This is a genomic window from Bradyrhizobium sp. CCGUVB23 (genome assembly GCF_024199885.1).
Classification (GTDB): domain Bacteria; phylum Pseudomonadota; class Alphaproteobacteria; order Rhizobiales; family Xanthobacteraceae; genus Bradyrhizobium.
In genome coordinates this window covers 3,702,145-3,716,481 of record NZ_JANADQ010000001.1, presented here as the reverse complement: position 1 = coordinate 3,716,481, position 14,337 = coordinate 3,702,145, and the positions used below count along the sequence as shown (strand labels likewise).

The 14,337-nt window shown below is 64.8% G+C and carries 18 protein-coding genes; 7 read left to right on the top strand and 11 right to left on the bottom strand.

Annotation, left to right across the window (positions count from 1 at the left end):
* Positions 1 to 74: 74 nt before the first annotated feature.
* The gene (locus NLN62_RS16940) at positions 75 to 473 is read right to left on the bottom strand and encodes a metallopeptidase family protein (protein WP_027523508.1); all 399 of its coding nucleotides are present in this window, start codon (positions 471 to 473) and stop codon (positions 75 to 77) included.
* Between the two features lie 175 nt (positions 474 to 648).
* On the opposite strand from NLN62_RS16940, the gene NLN62_RS16935 reads away from it, so the two are divergent.
* Complete coding sequence (locus NLN62_RS16935) at positions 649 to 924, top strand: hypothetical protein (protein WP_027523509.1); 276 nt, start codon at positions 649 to 651, stop codon at positions 922 to 924.
* A gap of 10 nt (positions 925 to 934) precedes the next feature.
* On the opposite strand, the gene NLN62_RS16930 is transcribed toward NLN62_RS16935, so the two are convergent.
* Positions 935 to 1,147: a hypothetical protein gene (locus NLN62_RS16930; protein WP_063621725.1), complete on the bottom strand. Its 213-nt coding sequence runs from the start codon at positions 1,145 to 1,147 to the stop codon at positions 935 to 937.
* Between the two features lie 367 nt (positions 1,148 to 1,514).
* On the opposite strand from NLN62_RS16930, the gene NLN62_RS16925 reads away from it, so the two are divergent.
* The 3 genes from NLN62_RS16925 (at position 1,515) to NLN62_RS16915 (ending at position 2,865) form a co-directional block, all read left to right on the top strand.
* The gene (locus NLN62_RS16925) at positions 1,515 to 1,733 is read left to right on the top strand and encodes a hypothetical protein (protein ID WP_027523511.1); all 219 of its coding nucleotides are present in this window, start codon (positions 1,515 to 1,517) and stop codon (positions 1,731 to 1,733) included.
* Between the two features lie 97 nt (positions 1,734 to 1,830).
* Positions 1,831 to 2,094: a hypothetical protein gene (locus tag NLN62_RS16920; protein WP_027523512.1), complete on the top strand. Its 264-nt coding sequence runs from the start codon at positions 1,831 to 1,833 to the stop codon at positions 2,092 to 2,094.
* A 201-nt stretch (positions 2,095 to 2,295) separates the two neighbouring features.
* Positions 2,296 to 2,865, top strand: a complete 570-nt coding sequence (locus NLN62_RS16915) for a hypothetical protein (protein ID WP_027523513.1) — start codon at positions 2,296 to 2,298, stop codon at positions 2,863 to 2,865.
* A gap of 64 nt (positions 2,866 to 2,929) precedes the next feature.
* Here the strand turns inward: NLN62_RS16915 and NLN62_RS16910 are convergent, their stop codons facing one another.
* The 7 genes from NLN62_RS16910 to ffh all read right to left on the bottom strand — a co-directional run bounded on the left by NLN62_RS16910 (position 2,930) and on the right by ffh (position 8,891).
* Entirely contained in the window at positions 2,930 to 3,133 is a 204-nt protein-coding gene (locus NLN62_RS16910) for a hypothetical protein (RefSeq protein WP_027523514.1), read from the bottom strand.
* 97 nt (positions 3,134 to 3,230) lie between these two features.
* Entirely contained in the window at positions 3,231 to 4,637 is a 1,407-nt protein-coding gene (leuC, locus tag NLN62_RS16905; protein WP_027523515.1) for a 3-isopropylmalate dehydratase large subunit, read from the bottom strand.
* A gap of 402 nt (positions 4,638 to 5,039) precedes the next feature.
* Positions 5,040 to 5,420, bottom strand: a complete 381-nt coding sequence (gene rplS, locus NLN62_RS16900) for a 50S ribosomal protein L19 (RefSeq protein ID WP_027523516.1) — start codon at positions 5,418 to 5,420, stop codon at positions 5,040 to 5,042.
* 111 nt (positions 5,421 to 5,531) lie between these two features.
* Positions 5,532 to 6,275, bottom strand: coding sequence for a tRNA (guanosine(37)-N1)-methyltransferase TrmD (gene trmD / locus NLN62_RS16895; RefSeq protein WP_027523517.1), 744 nt, complete (start codon positions 6,273 to 6,275; stop codon positions 5,532 to 5,534).
* A gap of 33 nt (positions 6,276 to 6,308) precedes the next feature.
* Positions 6,309 to 6,860 carry a ribosome maturation factor RimM gene (gene rimM / locus NLN62_RS16890; RefSeq protein WP_027523518.1) on the bottom strand — a complete coding sequence of 184 codons (552 nt, stop codon included), beginning with the start codon at positions 6,858 to 6,860 and terminating at the stop codon, positions 6,309 to 6,311.
* A 9-nt stretch (positions 6,861 to 6,869) separates the two neighbouring features.
* A complete protein-coding gene (gene rpsP / locus NLN62_RS16885; RefSeq protein ID WP_027523519.1) occupies positions 6,870 to 7,202 on the bottom strand; it encodes a 30S ribosomal protein S16 in 333 nt (110 codons plus the stop codon).
* 132 nt (positions 7,203 to 7,334) lie between these two features.
* Positions 7,335 to 8,891 (bottom strand): signal recognition particle protein, encoded by a 1,557-nt coding sequence (gene ffh, locus NLN62_RS16880; protein ID WP_254101820.1) that lies wholly within the window; start codon positions 8,889 to 8,891, stop codon positions 7,335 to 7,337.
* A gap of 418 nt (positions 8,892 to 9,309) precedes the next feature.
* Here ffh and NLN62_RS16875 point away from each other — a divergent pair, with 418 nt between their 5' ends.
* Positions 9,310 to 10,305, top strand: coding sequence for an MBL fold metallo-hydrolase (locus NLN62_RS16875; RefSeq protein ID WP_254109506.1), 996 nt, complete (start codon positions 9,310 to 9,312; stop codon positions 10,303 to 10,305).
* 174 nt (positions 10,306 to 10,479) lie between these two features.
* Here NLN62_RS16875 and NLN62_RS16870 read toward each other — a convergent pair whose 3' ends face one another.
* Together NLN62_RS16870 and NLN62_RS16865 are read right to left on the bottom strand one after the other, a co-directional pair.
* Positions 10,480 to 11,184 (bottom strand): SIMPL domain-containing protein, encoded by a 705-nt coding sequence (locus tag NLN62_RS16870; protein ID WP_027523522.1) that lies wholly within the window; start codon positions 11,182 to 11,184, stop codon positions 10,480 to 10,482.
* 5 nt (positions 11,185 to 11,189) lie between these two features.
* A complete protein-coding gene (locus NLN62_RS16865; protein ID WP_027523523.1) occupies positions 11,190 to 11,936 on the bottom strand; it encodes a GyrI-like domain-containing protein in 747 nt (248 codons plus the stop codon).
* Positions 11,937 to 12,136: 200 nt separating this feature from the next.
* On the opposite strand from NLN62_RS16865, the gene dapF reads away from it, so the two are divergent.
* Positions 12,137 to 13,009 (top strand): diaminopimelate epimerase, encoded by an 873-nt coding sequence (dapF, locus tag NLN62_RS16860; protein WP_027523524.1) that lies wholly within the window; start codon positions 12,137 to 12,139, stop codon positions 13,007 to 13,009.
* Positions 13,009 to 14,262, top strand: coding sequence for a tRNA (N(6)-L-threonylcarbamoyladenosine(37)-C(2))-methylthiotransferase MtaB (mtaB, locus tag NLN62_RS16855; protein WP_254109504.1), 1,254 nt, complete (start codon positions 13,009 to 13,011; stop codon positions 14,260 to 14,262). The genes dapF and mtaB overlap by 1 nt, the downstream gene beginning before the upstream one ends.
* The last annotated feature ends 75 nt before the right edge of the window (positions 14,263 to 14,337 follow it).

The window sequence follows — 14,337 nt, the reverse complement described above, 5'->3', positions numbered from 1 at the left end:
CATTGCGGGGACAACCTCTCCCCAGCCCTCCCTCGCAAACGGGGGAGGGAGCGCACCGCACTTGCGGCGGCGCTTCAATCCGCCTGAGCCTCAATCGCGGCCATATCGTCGTCCGAGAGGCCGAAATGGTGCCCGATCTCGTGGATCAGCACGTGGCGGACGATATGGCCAAGGCTCTCCTCGTGTTCGGCCCAGTAGTCCAGGATCGGCCGGCGGTAGAGCCAGACCATGTTCGGCAGCCGCGCGACGTCACCAAGGCTCTGCTGCGGCAGGCCGACCCCCTGGAACAGACCGAGCAGGTCGAACTCGCTCTCGCAGTCCATCTCGTCCAGGACCTCCTCGGTCGGGAAGTCCTCGACGCGGATGATCACGCCTTCGCAGAGATCGCGAAAGTGCTTGGGCAGGCGCTCGAAGATGTCGTGCGCCACCACCTCCATTTCGGCGAGTGAAGGCGCTTTCAATTCCGTCCACATGCCTTCTCTTAGCGCGGGTTCCCCGGCGATGCATCCGGCTTTATGATCGCGGTGAGGTTGACGCGCGTCGCCAAAACGGGGAGCGTACGGCGCCTTGATGGGGACGGTTCAGGTGGGTGGTACGATGCGGGCGGGAACAGCGGCACAGATCTTACTTTGCCAGATCTTACTTTGCATGGGGTTGTTTTCGCTGTTTTTTGATTCCGGTGCGAAAGCCCAGACGACTGGCGCCGAAGTCCGGTTGGCCCAGGCCGAGCCGCCGGATGCGCCGCCGCTGCGCCGCCGGCCGCGGTTGCGCGTGGTGCCCTACGAGACGCCGGACGGGGTCTATCCGCGCTACTATCCCGGCCCGGACGCGGTGCGGGAATGCAACGCCACCTATGTGCAGGAATATCGGCCGAGCGGCACTGTGATCGTGCCGCGCATGAGCTGCTATTGGCGGCGCGGTTGACGCCTCTCGCCTAACGACCGCGCAGCGCGCCGATCAGGCCGACGCCGACGACGAGCGCGGACGCGCCATAGACCAGGATCGCCATCACCGCTTGCGCGAACGGGCTCGCCGTGCCGGCCTCGACGCCCGGTCCCTGTGCGGCAAGCGCCGCCTCCGAGCCGAACAGCGTGACCGTTGAAACAGCAAGGCGAGAAACCGGCAGCCCACCGCGAGACTGTGCCATGATCATCTCCTGCATCTAAAGCATGATCCGGACCCGAAGGGCCGCGTTAGCGCAAAGTGCGAAGCGGTTTTCCGAAAAGATCATGCGCAAACAAAAACCTAAAGCGCGATGACGGTTCATCCCAATTTCATCGCGCTTTAGCCGTCCAGAAGATACGCCGATCATTGACGGTTGGTTTTTTTGGCGCAAACGAAATGCGTTGCGCGGATCTCGAAAGTATCTGGCCGCAGGTCTTTCGCGTTCATTTCCTTCGCGTTCATCATTGCGGCGCGTTCATTCATACACGATTCAGCCCGCCGCCTCTAGCGTCCTGCTCCGTGACGTCATGCTGAATTGCGTCACACAATCGAGGTCGGAGGAGGACGACATGCAATCCAAGAAGGTCAAGGTGCTCGGTCTCGCTGCCGTCGCAGCGGTACTCATGTGTGCTGTGCCCATTGAGCGTGCGCAGGCCGTGTCCCTCATCAATCCCGGCGCCGCGCAAGCGGTGCAGGATGTCGCTGCTACAACGACGGAAGTGCATTGGCATGGCTGGCACCATCATCATTGGCGCTGGCACCATTGGCATCACCGGCGCTGGTGGTGACGCGTCGATCGGCGGCAAAACAGGCCCGGATAACCGGGCCTGTTTTCGCTTGCAGATGACGTAGTGAAGGCTCCATGCTGGCGGCATGGAGATTGTCATGAAGGCAGCGATCGTGATCGTCGTCGCTTTGGGATTGGCGATGGCATTACCTGATGCGTCGGTTGCGGCAACGTCGATCGCAACACAGCAGCAGGTCTCAGTGCGAACGGTTGATTTCGGCATGCGGCGTCACGACCGATACATGCGTAGCGTTCGGCACGTACCCTATCAGCCGCACTACTACGCGCGGCCCGTCTTTTATCGGCCCTATCCCTACAGCGTGCCCGCTCCCTTCGTGCTCGGCTTCGGGCCGTGGTGGTGACGGCGCGCTCTAGGTTGGCACAACTGCACACTCCCCCGCGCCGCAGCGATCTTCTGCGTCCTCGTTCATTCATGAGGCATTCACGTCGCCGTCCCTAATTTAATCTTGGGGAGCGACCGCACCTGAACAGCGCCCGCCAAGCCCGCCTCTCATTTGGAGACGGGAGCACACAACTGCGCTGTCCAGATTCAGGAGGGTTTGATGCTGAGGAGTGTTGATTCCCGGGCAGGCGTGATCCGCTTGTTCGGGCTTGCGGCCGCGGCAGTGCTGATGCTGTCGGCAGGGGCTGCGCAGCGCGCCGAGGCGCTGACCCCGATCAATCCGGTCGCCTTACCGGCAGCGAAAGCCGCGGCCGATGACATGGTCACGCAAGTCCGTCACGGTGGTGGCGGTGGCGGCCATGGTGGAGGCTTCCGTGGTGGTGGAGGTTTTCACGGTGGCGGAGGCTTTCACGGCGGTGGCGGAGCGCATGTCGGCGGCTTCCATGGCGGCGGTTTCCACGGCGGTGGCTTCCGTGCCGCGCCGGCCTTTCACGGCGGCGGCTATCGCAACGGTGGCTTCCGTTACGGCGGATATCGTCACTATGGAATCTACCATTCCTACTACCGGCATCATTACTTCCACCGGCGCTTCTACGGCGGCTACTATCCCTATTACAGCTATCCGCGCCGCTGCCGGGTGATCTGGACCTATTGGGGTCCGCGCCGCATCTGCCGCTGGCACCATCGGCATCGCTGGCATCACTGGGGCTGGCGGCACCGCTATTGGTGATGTGAGCTGTGGTCATTCCGGGTTCTCGCTTCGCGAGCCCCGGAATGACATCAATAGCAAACAGCTAATCCCTGAGCTTCCAGGATGCCGACTTCCAGCGCATCAGATTGTCGAGCTTCCATTGCCGGAACATCGCCGGCGGCCAGCGGCTGAGGCGCGAGGTTTCCTCGATCTCGGGCTTGGCGACGACGCGCAACGGCGCGGCGCGCCGCCGATGCTGGCGCGTCGCATCGCTGACGAGATCGACATATTCCGGCTTGTTGGCCATGGCGTTTTCATCCTCGCGAGCTTGTCGCGAGGATGAAGTCTCAGGCATGCCGCTTAAGGCAGGCTTGCCGGGATCACTAGAATTGCGCGGGAGTGGCTCAGCGCCAATCCCTGACGTCGACGAAGTGGCCGGCGATCGCAGCCGCGGCCGCCATCGCCGGCGAGACCAGATGCGTGCGGCCCTTGAAGCCCTGGCGGCCCTCGAAATTGCGGTTCGAGGTCGAGGCGCAGCGTTCTTCCGGCTTCAGCTTGTCCGGGTTCATGGCGAGGCACATCGAGCAGCCCGGCTCACGCCATTCGAAACCGGCCTTGATGAAGATCTTGTCCAGACCTTCCGCTTCAGCCTGCTCCTTCACGATGCCGGAGCCCGGCACGACCATGGCGTTGACATGGGCGCTGACGGTCTTGCCCTCGGCGATCTTCGCCGCGGCGCGCAGGTCCTCGATGCGGCCGTTGGTGCAGGAGCCGATGAAGACGCGATCGAGCTTGATGTCGGTGATCTTCGTGCCCGCGGCCAAGCCCATATATTTCAGCGCGCGATGCTTGGAGAGGCGCTTGGCTTCATCCTCGATCTTGTCCGGATCCGGCACCAGGCCGGTCACCGAGATGACGTCCTCAGGCGAGGTGCCCCAGGTCACGATCGGCGGCAGCTTGGCTGCATCCAGCCGCAGCTCGTGGTCGAAATGCGCGCCGTCGTCGGAGCGCAAGCCCTCCCAATAGCGCATCGCGGCATCCCAGGCGGCGCCCTGCGGCGACTTCGGACGGCCGCGCAGGAAGTCGAACGCCTTCTGGTCGGGCGCGACCAGACCGGCGCGCGCGCCGCCTTCGATCGACATGTTGCAGACCGTCATGCGGCCTTCCATGCTGAGCGCGCGGATCGCATCGCCGGCGTATTCGAGCACGTAGCCGGTGCCGCCGGCGGTGCCGATCTCGCCGATGATGGCCAGGATGATGTCCTTGCCCGTCACGCCCTCCGGCAATTTGCCGTCGACGGTGACGCGCATGTTCTTCGCCTTCTTCTGGATCAGCGTCTGCGTCGCCAGCACGTGCTCGACCTCGCTCGTGCCGATGCCGTGCGCGAGCGCGCCGAAGGCGCCATGCGTCGAGGTGTGGCTGTCACCGCAGACGATGGTGGTGCCGGGCAGCGTAAAGCCCTGCTCGGGGCCGATGACATGGACGATGCCCTGACGCTTGTCGAACTCGTTGTAATATTCGATGCCGAATTCCTTGGCGTTCTCGGCGAGCGCCTTGATCTGCTCGATACTCTCCGGATCGGGGTTCGGCTTGGTGCGATCGGTGGTCGGCACGTTGTGGTCGACGACGGCGAGCGTCTTTTCGGGCGCGTGCACCTTGCGCCCGGTGGTGCGCAGCCCTTCGAAGGCCTGCGGCGAGGTGACTTCGTGCACCAGATGGCGGTCGATATAGAGCAGGCAGGTGCCGTCCTCGGCTTCGTGCACCAGATGGTCGTTCCAGATCTTGTCGTACAGCGTGGTCGGTTTGGACATGAGCGTGAGCTCCGGGACTGTTGTGTGAGCGGAAGAGCGCGGGTTACGCGCGGAGCAACAAAATCGTCAGCGCAGCGTTCAAGCTGCGCGCCTAAGCTCTGACGTTGCCGCGGTCGCAAAGCGTCCGAAGAACCGGCCAGGCAGCCGCGAGCGATCGTCGATGACGATGCGCTTGATGGGCTCGTTGCTGGTCCGATCTGGAAGCATTCTAGTCGTATATAACACAGCGCGACGAAATCGCGAGAGCTTCAAGTTCGTCATTGCGAGCGCAGCGAAGCAATCCAGGGATGCATCCGCGGAGACAGTCTGGATTGCTTCGCTGGGCTCGCAATGACGCGTGAGCGCAACAAAAAAGCGCGGAGCCAAGCCCCGCGCTTTTTGCCGATCCGCCTGTTTCGTAGATTACTCGTTGACTGCAGCCGCGCGGTCCTGCTTCTCGACGATGCGGGCCGACTTGCCGCGGAGATTGCGCAGGTAATAGAGCTTGGCGCGACGCACCTTGCCGCGACGCACCACCTTGATCGAGTCGATCATCGGGGAGAGCAGCGGAAACACGCGCTCGACGCCCTCGCCGTAGGAGATCTTGCGCACGGTGAAGCTCTCGTTGAGGCCACCGCCGGAACGGCCGATGCAGACGCCTTCATAGGCCTGCACGCGGGTGCGGTCGCCTTCGACGACCTTCACGTTGACGATCACGGTATCGCCGGGGGCGAATTCCGGAATCTCCTTGCCGGCGGAGAGCTTGTCGAATTGCTCTTTTTCGAGCTGCTTGATCAGGTTCATGGGTAATTCTCCATCGGCGCGCCCCGCCACGAAAAAGAGGGGGCTGCGCGAAATTCGTCTATCCAGCCATTGCGGATTTGGCCGCTCCTATAAGGCAAGCGGGAGCGTTTGTCACCCGTCTGTCGTGTTTTTTGGCGTTTTTTGGCCGGAGGCCCGATTCGCCGCTTTTTCCCACAGATCAGGCCGACGGGCGGCCGTCAGGGCCTCGGATTCGGCCCGCCGCCAGGCCGCGACCTTGGCGTGGTCGCCGGAGGTGAGGATCTCCGGGATCGGACTCCCCTCAAACAGCTGCGGACGGGTGTATTGGGGGTATTCCAGGAGGCCGTCCGAGAAGCTTTCCTCGGTTCCCGAGGCCTCCTTGCCCATCACCCCCGGCAAGAGCCGGACGCAGGCGTCAATCAGCGCCAGCGCCGCGATTTCGCCGCCGGAGAGCACGTAATCGCCGATCGAGACTTCCTCCAGGCCCCTCGCATCGATCACCCGCTGGTCGATCCCCTCGAACCGGCCGCAGACGATCAGGGGGCCAGGGCCCTTTGCCAGCTCGACGACGCGGGCCTGGGTCAATGGCCGACCCCTTGGGCTCATCAGGAGCCTTGGCCGCACCTCGCCGACCTCAGTGGCATCGATGGCTGCGGCCAGGACATCCGCGCGCAGCACCATGCCCGGCCCGCCACCGGCCGGCGTGTCGTCGACGCTGCGGTGGCGGTCGGTCGCGGACGCCCGGATGTCCCGCGCCTCCAGCTCCCAGAGGCCCGCGGCCAGCGCCCGGCCAGCCAGGCTCACGCCCAGCGGTCCCGGAAACATCTCCGGAAACAGCGTCAGCACCGTCGCGCGCCAGGGTGAGGAGTTCGTCATAGCAATCAGCTTAGCCAAAACCACGGCCTGTGGTTACGGGTCCCCGCCTTCGCGGGGACGACTCGTGGAGGGTTCTTCGTCCTCGCCCTCGATTTCCTGCGGCAGCTCGATCACCACGCGGCCGCCGTTGAGATCGACCTCCGGCACCACCGCGTTGGAGAACGGCAGCAGCAGCGTCGTGCCTTTCGGCGGGGCGATTTCGATGATGTCGCCGGCGCCGAAATTGTGGATCGCGAGCACGCGGCCGAGCACATCGCCGGCCGCGGTGACGGCGGCGAGCCCGATCAGGTCTGTGTGGTAATATTCATGCTCGTCGGTCGCGGGCAGTTTTTCGCGCGCGACGTAGAGCTCGATGCCGTTGAGCCGTTCGGCATCATCGCGGGTCGTGACGCCCTTGAACGTCGCGACCAGATGGTCCTTGGCTTCACGCGCTTGGGCGACCTCGAACTGGCGCTTGCCATCCTTGGTGAGAAGCGGACCATAGCGCCGCACGGCAAAGGGATCTTCGGTGAAGGTCCACAATTTGACCGCGCCACGCACTCCATGCGCGGCGCCGATCCGCGCGACGCAGACCAGCGCCGGCATGAGCTAGCCTTACGCCTTCGCGGCGGCTTCGGCCTGCGCCTTGCGCTCCTTGCGCGGCACGGCCTTCTGCGGGTTGCTGCGTGCTTCGCGCTTCTTGACGCCGGCAGCGTCGAGGAAGCGCATCACGCGGTCCGACGGCTGCGCGCCCTTGGCGAGCCAGGCCTTCACCTTGTCCATGTCGAGCTTCAGGCGGGTCTCGTTGTCCTTCGGCAGTAGCGGGTTGAAGTAGCCGAGACGCTCGATGAAGCGGCCATCGCGCGGGAAGCGCGAGTCGGCGACGACGACGTGATAGACGGGGCGCTTCTTGGTGCCTGCGCGCGCGAGGCGGATGACGACTGACATTCTGGTCTCCTGAGTAGCTGTTAATTCAAAGGTTGGTTCGTCATTGCGAGGAGCGAAGCGACGAAGCAATCCAGACTGTTTCCGTGGAAGCATCTCTGGATTGCTTCGCTTCGCTCGCAATGACGGTCGAGGTCACTTCTTCTTCCCAAGTCCGGGGAAGCCACCAAGCCCGGGAAGGGTCGGCTTGTTGCTGAGGCCCGTGAGCCCCGGCACATTCGGTAGGCCCTGGCGCAGGCCCGCGGGCAGGTCCTTCGGCAGGTTGGGCAAGCCCTGTCCGCCGCCCGCGCCCTGCATCTTCTCCTGCAACGCCTTCATCTCCTCGGGCGAGGGCATCTTCATGCCGCCGCCAAAGCCCATCGCCTGTGCGATGCCGGCGAGCGGGCCGCGCTTGCCCGAGCCCATCGCCTTCATCACGTCGGCCATGTTCCGGTGCATCTTGAGCAGCTTGTTGACGTGCTCGACGCTCTGGCCGCTTCCCGCGGCGATGCGCTTCTTGCGGCTCGCCTTGAGCAGGTCGGGATGACGGCGCTCCTCGCGCGTCATGGAATCGATGATCGCGACCTGGCGCTTCAGGATCTTGTCGTCGATCCCTGCGGCGGCGATCTGGTTCTTCATCTTGGAGATGCCGGGCATCATGCCCATCAGCCCGCTGATGCCGCCCATATTCGCCATCTGCGAGAGCTGCTCGCGCATGTCGTTGAGGTCGAACTGGCCCTTGCGCATCCGCTCGGCGGTGCGTGCGGCCTTCTCGGCGTCGATATTGGCAGCGGCCCGTTCGACCAGCGACACCACGTCGCCCATGCCGAGGATACGGCCGGCGATACGGTCGGGGTGAAAATCCTCCAGCGCGTCGGTCTTTTCACCGGTGCCGATCAGCTTGATCGGCTTGCCGGTGACGGCGCGCATCGACAGCGCGGCGCCGCCGCGGCCGTCGCCGTCCACTCTCGTCAGTACGATGCCGGTCAAGCCGACGCGCTGATCGAAGGAGCGCGCGAGGTTCACGGCGTCCTGGCCGGTGAGGCTATCCGCGACCAGCAGCACTTCGTGCGGGTTGGCGGCGGCTTTGATCGCGGCGGCCTCAGCCATCATCTCTTCGTCGAGCGTGGTGCGGCCGGCGGTGTCGAGCAGCACGATGTCGTAGCCGCCGAGCTTGCCGGCTTCCAGCGCGCGTTTTGCGATTTGCGGCGGCTGCTGCCCAGCCACGATCGGCAGCGTCGGGATGTCGAGATCGCGGCCGAGCACCGCGAGCTGCTCCATCGCCGCCGGACGGTAGACGTCGAGCGAAGCCATCAGCACCTTGCGCTTGTCGCGCTGGACGAGGCGGCGGGCGAGCTTTGCGGTGGTCGTCGTCTTACCGGAGCCTTGCAGGCCGACCATCATGATCGGCACCGGCGGCACGGAATTCACGTCGATGGTCTGGCCTTCGGCACCAAGCGTGTTGATCAGCTCGTCATGGACGATCTTGACGACCATCTGGCCGGGAGTGACCGACTTCACGACGGTGGCGCCGATCGCCTGCTCGCGCACACGCTCGGTGAAGCTGCGCACCACTTCGAGCGCAACGTCGGCCTCCAGCAGCGCGCGGCGAACCTCGCGCATCGCGGCGTCGACGTCCTTTTCGGTCAGCGCACCGCGCCCCGTCAGACGATCGAGGATGCCGCCAAGCCTTTCCGACAGATTGTCGAACAATGAAGTCGTCCTTTGTCCTGCTTGCGCAGGGTTGTCGCGTTCACCACCGTCATGCCCCGGCTTGACCGGGCATCCAGTAGGCCGCGGCGGCGCGGTTCAAGCCGAGCTGCCTCTGGAATACTGGATCCCCCGCCTTCGCGGGGGATGACCACTTGCTCGGGTCGTGGCCCGAAGCCAAATGCGATCTTCCAAACACCTTTGCGCCCGAGGGCGCATCGCGCTGTCGGGCGTTGACCTCTGGCCTCGCAGGGCCAGTCGGCGGGTCGAAAAGAAAGCCTTTCCGAGAAGTGGTGCGGCCTTAAACCCCCGCAAGTCGCAAAAGTCAAGGAAACAAGCCGCAATGCCGCATCTTGAAGGGGCCGGTCCGGCTGCTTATTCCTTGCCGGAACCTTTATTTTGGGGCCATTCGGGCCGTTAAATGACCCGCCGCAGCATTAAGAGCTATTCCGGCCCGCCGTCCGATCATTTCGACGGCGAAAAGTTCTTTGATCCCGACGGGGTGCCGCCGAAATCGCTTCGCGAGGTCCTGCGCTGGCAATTTGGCGGCAAGCGCGACCGGTCGGCCTGGCCGAAATGGGTTCCGAGCCCCTATGCCGATTATCCGCCGCTGGCGGTTAACGGCGGCAAGGTGCGGCTCTCCTTCGTCGGCCACGCGAGCTGGCTGATCCAGGCGAGCGGTCTCAACATCCTCGTCGACCCCGTCTGGTCGATGCGGGTCTCGCCGGTGGGCTGGGCCGGGCCGAAGCGTCACAACGATCCCGGCATTGCCTTCGACAAGCTGCCGAAGATCGACGTCGTGCTGGTCTCGCACGGCCACTACGACCATCTCGACATCGCGACGCTGTCGCGGCTCGCCAAGAATTTTGCTCCGCGCGTCGTCACGCCGCTCGGCAATGATCTCACCATGCGTGAGCGCGATGGCGCGATCCGCGCCGAGGCGTTCGACTGGCACGACCGCGTCGAGCTCGGCGGCGGCATTGCCGTGCATCTCGTGCCGACACGGCACTGGAGTGCGCGCAGCCTGTTCGACCGCAACAGGGCGCTGTGGGCGAGCTTCGTGCTGGAGACACCCGCGGGGAAAATCTACGTCGTCTGCGATTCCGGCTATGGCGAGGGCACGCATTTCCGCCGCGCCGGCGAAACGCACGGACCTTTACGGCTCGCGATCCTGCCGATCGGCGCCTACGAGCCGCGCTGGTTCATGCGCGAGCAGCACATGAACCCGGAAGACGCGGTGAAAGCGCTCCTCGATTGCGGCGCGCAGGCCGCGCTCGCACATCACCACGGCACGTTCCAGCTCACGGATGAGGCCATCGATGCGCCGGCGAAGGCGCTCGTAGAGGCCCTCGATGCAGCGAACGTTCCGCGCGAGCGGTTCGTGGCGCTGAAGCCGGGGCAGGTCGTGGAGATTTAGCGTCTCGTCGAATGATTCGTGCCCCGGACGCAGCGCAGCACGCTAGTGATGCGCTGCTGAGCCGGGGCCCAGACTTTATGCATTAGTGGGTCCCGGCTCTGCGCAGCGTCCATAGCGCGTTGAAGACGCGCGTGATCGCGCTTTCGGTGCCGCAGCGCGTCCGGGACATGAGAGCTACTGCGCCGGCTTGATCGCCCAGCTCACATTCACCGTCACCGACAGCGTCTCCTCGCCGGGAGCGACCTGCGCCGGGGCTGCGGCCATTGGTGCAGCGGCGATGCGGCCCTTGAACAGCGGCATCGGGCCGCCGCCTTCGGAGATGCTGAGGGGGGCGCCGAGCGTGACGCCGGCGGCCTTGGCATAAATCTCCGCCTTGCGGCGGGCGTCCGCGAGCGCCTGCTCGCGGGCACCGTCGAGCAGCTTCGAGGCTTGCGTCACCTCGAAGGAAATGTTGCCGACATCATTGGCGCCGGCACTCACCAGCGTGTCGATCACGCTGGCCACCTTGGTCACGTCGCGAATCTTGACCGTGACGCGGTTGCTGGCGCGGAAGCTGACGATGCTGGTCGCGCGGTCCGACGTCTTGGACGAGGTTGCATATTGCGGCTGCAGCGACAGCCGCGAGGTCTGGTAGTCCTTCTCCTCGATGCCAGCGCCCTTCAAGGCCAGCAGCACCTTGCCCATCGCCGCATTGTTGGCGTCGGAGGCCTCTTTCGCGGTCTTCGCGTCATTTGCGACGCCGGCATCGATTTGCGCGAGATCGGGCGCCGCGGACACGGTCGCCTCGCCGCTCACCGAGACCGCTGACGGAAAATCGTCGGCAAGCGCAGGTGTCGCGCCAAGCGCGGCGGCGAAAATGGCAGCAATTGCTTTTTTCATCACGCTCACTTCAGCGGCACATAGACATTGATCACGAGCTTGTCCTCGGCCGTCTTCAGGGGATCGGTGAGGTACTCCTCGATGAAGGTGTCCTTGGCTTCCAGCTTCTTGTCGTCGAGGTGATTGGTGATCGCCTCATAGGTGTTGTCCATATTGTCGTAGGAGCCGCGATGGACGAACTTCAGCGCCTTGCCCTCCGGCGACTTGCCGATGCTCATGTCCTTCGTCAGGTTTTTCGGATCCTGATCGATCGGGATCTCGGCGAGGAAGGTGAAGCCGGTGTCGTCGGTCGAGGTGTAGACGATCATCGGATTGCCCGCGGGCTTGATGCCCTGCTTATCGAGAAGCGCGTTCAGCGCCTTGAACGAATCGATCAGCGTGTCGAAGGCGGAATCCCAGTTGGCGCTGCCCTTGGCCATCACGACCCTCTTCGGTTCCAGCGTCATCTCCTGGCCAAAGGGATCGGCGGTCTGAACCGGGGCGGAGGTGGCGGGCGGGGTCGTGGCTGCTGCCGGGGGCGCCGTCGGGCTGGGCGAGGGTGAGGCGCTGGCCGCCGGGGCCGGCGACGGGGACGTCGCAGGTGAGGGCGACGCGCTGGCGGCCGGTGAGGGCGAGGTCGCCTGTGCTGGCGAGGGGCTTGCGGAGGCAGCCGGTGCTGGGGTCGGCGATTGGGCGAACGCGCCGGAGAGGCAGAGGGTAATGGCCGCTGCCGGGATCATCGCGGCCAGAAAAGGACGGAAAAAGCTCGTCATTACGTGTCTCCCCAGGGCAAGCAAGGACCTGCCCGCATTTTCTTGCACCACGTGCGCGTCCCGGTTCGCGCGAACGCGCCTATCTAACACGCATGGCCCAAATTCGTCCCATGACAGATGCGTCATAGGGCACACGCGGCAAATGACTGGCCAACCGTCCCATGATCGCCATATAAGACAGGCGAAATTCAGGACATTTCATGAGCGCGCTCGCCAATCACGCATTTGCCAAGATGAACGGCATCGGCAACGAGATCGTCGTTGTCGACATGCGGGATTCGGCTGCGCCGGTCACGCCCGACGACGCGCGTGCGGTCGCCTCCGCGAACGGCGTGCCCTACGATCAGCTCATGGTGCTCCGGAAGCCGCGGCTCGACGGCACCGAGGCCTTCATCAGCATCTACAACAATGACGGCTCGGAGGCCGGCGCCTGCGGCAACGGCATGCGCTGCGTGGTGCGGCGGATTTTCGAGAAGACCGGGCAGACCACCGCGGCGTTCGAGACCGCTGCGGGGCTTCTGAACTGCTGGCAGGGACCGGCCCCCGATCTCTATACCGTCGACATGGGCGCGCCGAAGTTCGGCTGGCACGATATTCCGCTGGCGGAGGAGTTTCGCGACACCCGCTACATCGAGTTGCAGATCGGGCCGATCGACAAGCCGATTCTGCATTCGCCCTCCGCGGTGAGCATGGGCAATCCGCACGCGATCTTCTGGGTCGACGACGTCAACGCCTATGATCTCGGGCGTTTTGGTCCGCTGCTCGAGAACCATCCGATCTTCCCCGAGCGCGCCAACATCACGCTGGCCCACATCGTCGATCGCGATCACATCACGATCCGCACCTGGGAGCGCGGCGCCGGCCTCACCAGGGCGTGCGGCTCGGCCGCCTGCGCGACCGCGGTCGCGGCGGCGCGGTTGAAGCGCGCCAACCGCAGCGTCGAGATCACGCTGCCCGGCGGCAAGCTCGGCATCGAATGGCGCGAGCGCGACGATCACGTGCTGATGACAGGCACTGCGACCTTCGAATATGAGGGCAATTTCGATCCGGCGCTGTTCGCCTCGGTCGCCTGATGGGCGTCGAGGTCGTAACCTTTGGCTGCCGCCTCAACGCCTTCGAGGCCGAGGTGATCCGCCGCGAGGCGGAGGGCGCAGGGCTCTCAGACACCATCGTCATCAATAGCTGCGCGGTCACCAACGAGGCGGTCGCGCAGGCGCGCCAATCGATCCGCAAATTGAAGCGCGAGCGGCCCGGCTCGCGCATCGTCGTCACCGGCTGCGCGGCGCAAACGCAAAGCGACATGTTTGCAGGCATGGCGGAGGTCGATCGCGTCGTCGGCAATGACGACAAGATGCACGCGAGGGCCTGGCGCGATACGCGCGCCGCGTTCGATGTCGGCAGCAGCGACAAGATCGCGGTCAGTGACATCATGGCGGTGAAGGCGATGGCGCCGCATCTGATCGACGGCTTTGCGAGCGGCCTGCCGCGCGTGTTCGTGCAGGTGCAGAACGGCTGCGACCATCGCTGCACCTTCTGCATCATCCCGTTCGGCCGCGGCAATTCGCGCTCGGTGCCGATGGGGGCGGTGGTCGAGCAGGTGCGTGGGCTGGTAGAGCGCGGCCACGCTGAGATCGTGCTCACGGGCGTCGATCTCACGAGCTACGGCGCCGACCTGCCGGGCGCGCCCAAGCTCGGCATGCTGACGAAGCAGATCCTGCGGCACGTGCCGGAGCTGAAGCGGCTGCGCATCTCCTCGATTGATTCGATCGAGGCAGATAGCGATCTGCTCGATGCCATCGCAGATGATGCGCGGCTGATGCCGCATCTGCATCTGTCGCTGCAATCCGGCGACGACATGATCTTGAAGCGCATGAAGCGGCGGCATTCGCGGCGCGACGCGATTGCGTTCTGCGAACAGGTCCGCCGCATGCGGCCGGACATCGCGCTCGGCGCCGACATCATCGCGGGCTTTCCAACCGAGACGGAAGAGATGTTCGCGCGCTCGCGAGACCTCGTTGAGGAATGCGGTCTCACCTTCCTGCACGTCTTCCCCTATTCGCCGCGCCCCGGCACCCCGGCCGCGCGGATGCCGCAGGTCGCAGGCGCGGTGATCAAGGATCGCGCGAAACGCCTGCGCGCGGCCGGCGAAGCGGCGCTGCGGCGCCGCCTGCAGGTCGAGGTCGGCGCGACCCGCGCCGTGCTGATCGAAAGCGACTGCCAGGGGCGCACGGAGCACTATCTGCCGGTCGCGGTGGCTGGGGCGCGGGTGGGCAGTGTCGTTCCGCTCAGAATTGGCGGTGAGGATGGCGAGCGGCTGACCGTGTGACTCTGCTTTCCCTTCTCCCCTTGCGGGAGAAGGTGGCGCGAAGCGCCGGATGAGGGGTTGCATCCGCAAATTCAA

What these genes read in the sequence shown, in the direction of transcription:
- NLN62_RS16940 (WP_027523508.1), bottom strand. Translation starts at nt 473, where the DNA reads ATGTGGACGGAATTGAAAGCGCCTTCACTCGCCGAAATGGAGGTGGTG.
- NLN62_RS16935 (WP_027523509.1), top strand. Translation starts at nt 649, where the DNA reads ATGGGGTTGTTTTCGCTGTTTTTTGATTCCGGTGCGAAAGCCCAGACG.
- NLN62_RS16930 (WP_063621725.1), bottom strand. Translation starts at nt 1,147, where the DNA reads ATGGCACAGTCTCGCGGTGGGCTGCCGGTTTCTCGCCTTGCTGTTTCA.
- NLN62_RS16925 (WP_027523511.1), top strand. Translation starts at nt 1,515, where the DNA reads ATGCAATCCAAGAAGGTCAAGGTGCTCGGTCTCGCTGCCGTCGCAGCG.
- NLN62_RS16920 (WP_027523512.1), top strand. Translation starts at nt 1,831, where the DNA reads ATGAAGGCAGCGATCGTGATCGTCGTCGCTTTGGGATTGGCGATGGCA.
- NLN62_RS16915 (WP_027523513.1), top strand. Translation starts at nt 2,296, where the DNA reads ATGCTGAGGAGTGTTGATTCCCGGGCAGGCGTGATCCGCTTGTTCGGG.
- NLN62_RS16910 (WP_027523514.1), bottom strand. Translation starts at nt 3,133, where the DNA reads ATGGCCAACAAGCCGGAATATGTCGATCTCGTCAGCGATGCGACGCGC.
- leuC (WP_027523515.1), bottom strand. Translation starts at nt 4,637, where the DNA reads ATGTCCAAACCGACCACGCTGTACGACAAGATCTGGAACGACCATCTG.
- rplS (WP_027523516.1), bottom strand. Translation starts at nt 5,420, where the DNA reads ATGAACCTGATCAAGCAGCTCGAAAAAGAGCAATTCGACAAGCTCTCC.
- trmD (WP_027523517.1), bottom strand. Translation starts at nt 6,275, where the DNA reads ATGACGAACTCCTCACCCTGGCGCGCGACGGTGCTGACGCTGTTTCCG.
- rimM (WP_027523518.1), bottom strand. Translation starts at nt 6,860, where the DNA reads ATGCCGGCGCTGGTCTGCGTCGCGCGGATCGGCGCCGCGCATGGAGTG.
- rpsP (WP_027523519.1), bottom strand. Translation starts at nt 7,202, where the DNA reads ATGTCAGTCGTCATCCGCCTCGCGCGCGCAGGCACCAAGAAGCGCCCC.
- NLN62_RS16875 (WP_254109506.1), top strand. Translation starts at nt 9,310, where the DNA reads ATGACCCGCCGCAGCATTAAGAGCTATTCCGGCCCGCCGTCCGATCAT.
- NLN62_RS16870 (WP_027523522.1), bottom strand. Translation starts at nt 11,184, where the DNA reads ATGAAAAAAGCAATTGCTGCCATTTTCGCCGCCGCGCTTGGCGCGACA.
- NLN62_RS16865 (WP_027523523.1), bottom strand. Translation starts at nt 11,936, where the DNA reads ATGACGAGCTTTTTCCGTCCTTTTCTGGCCGCGATGATCCCGGCAGCG.
- dapF (WP_027523524.1), top strand. Translation starts at nt 12,137, where the DNA reads ATGAGCGCGCTCGCCAATCACGCATTTGCCAAGATGAACGGCATCGGC.
- mtaB (WP_254109504.1), top strand. Translation starts at nt 13,009, where the DNA reads ATGGGCGTCGAGGTCGTAACCTTTGGCTGCCGCCTCAACGCCTTCGAG.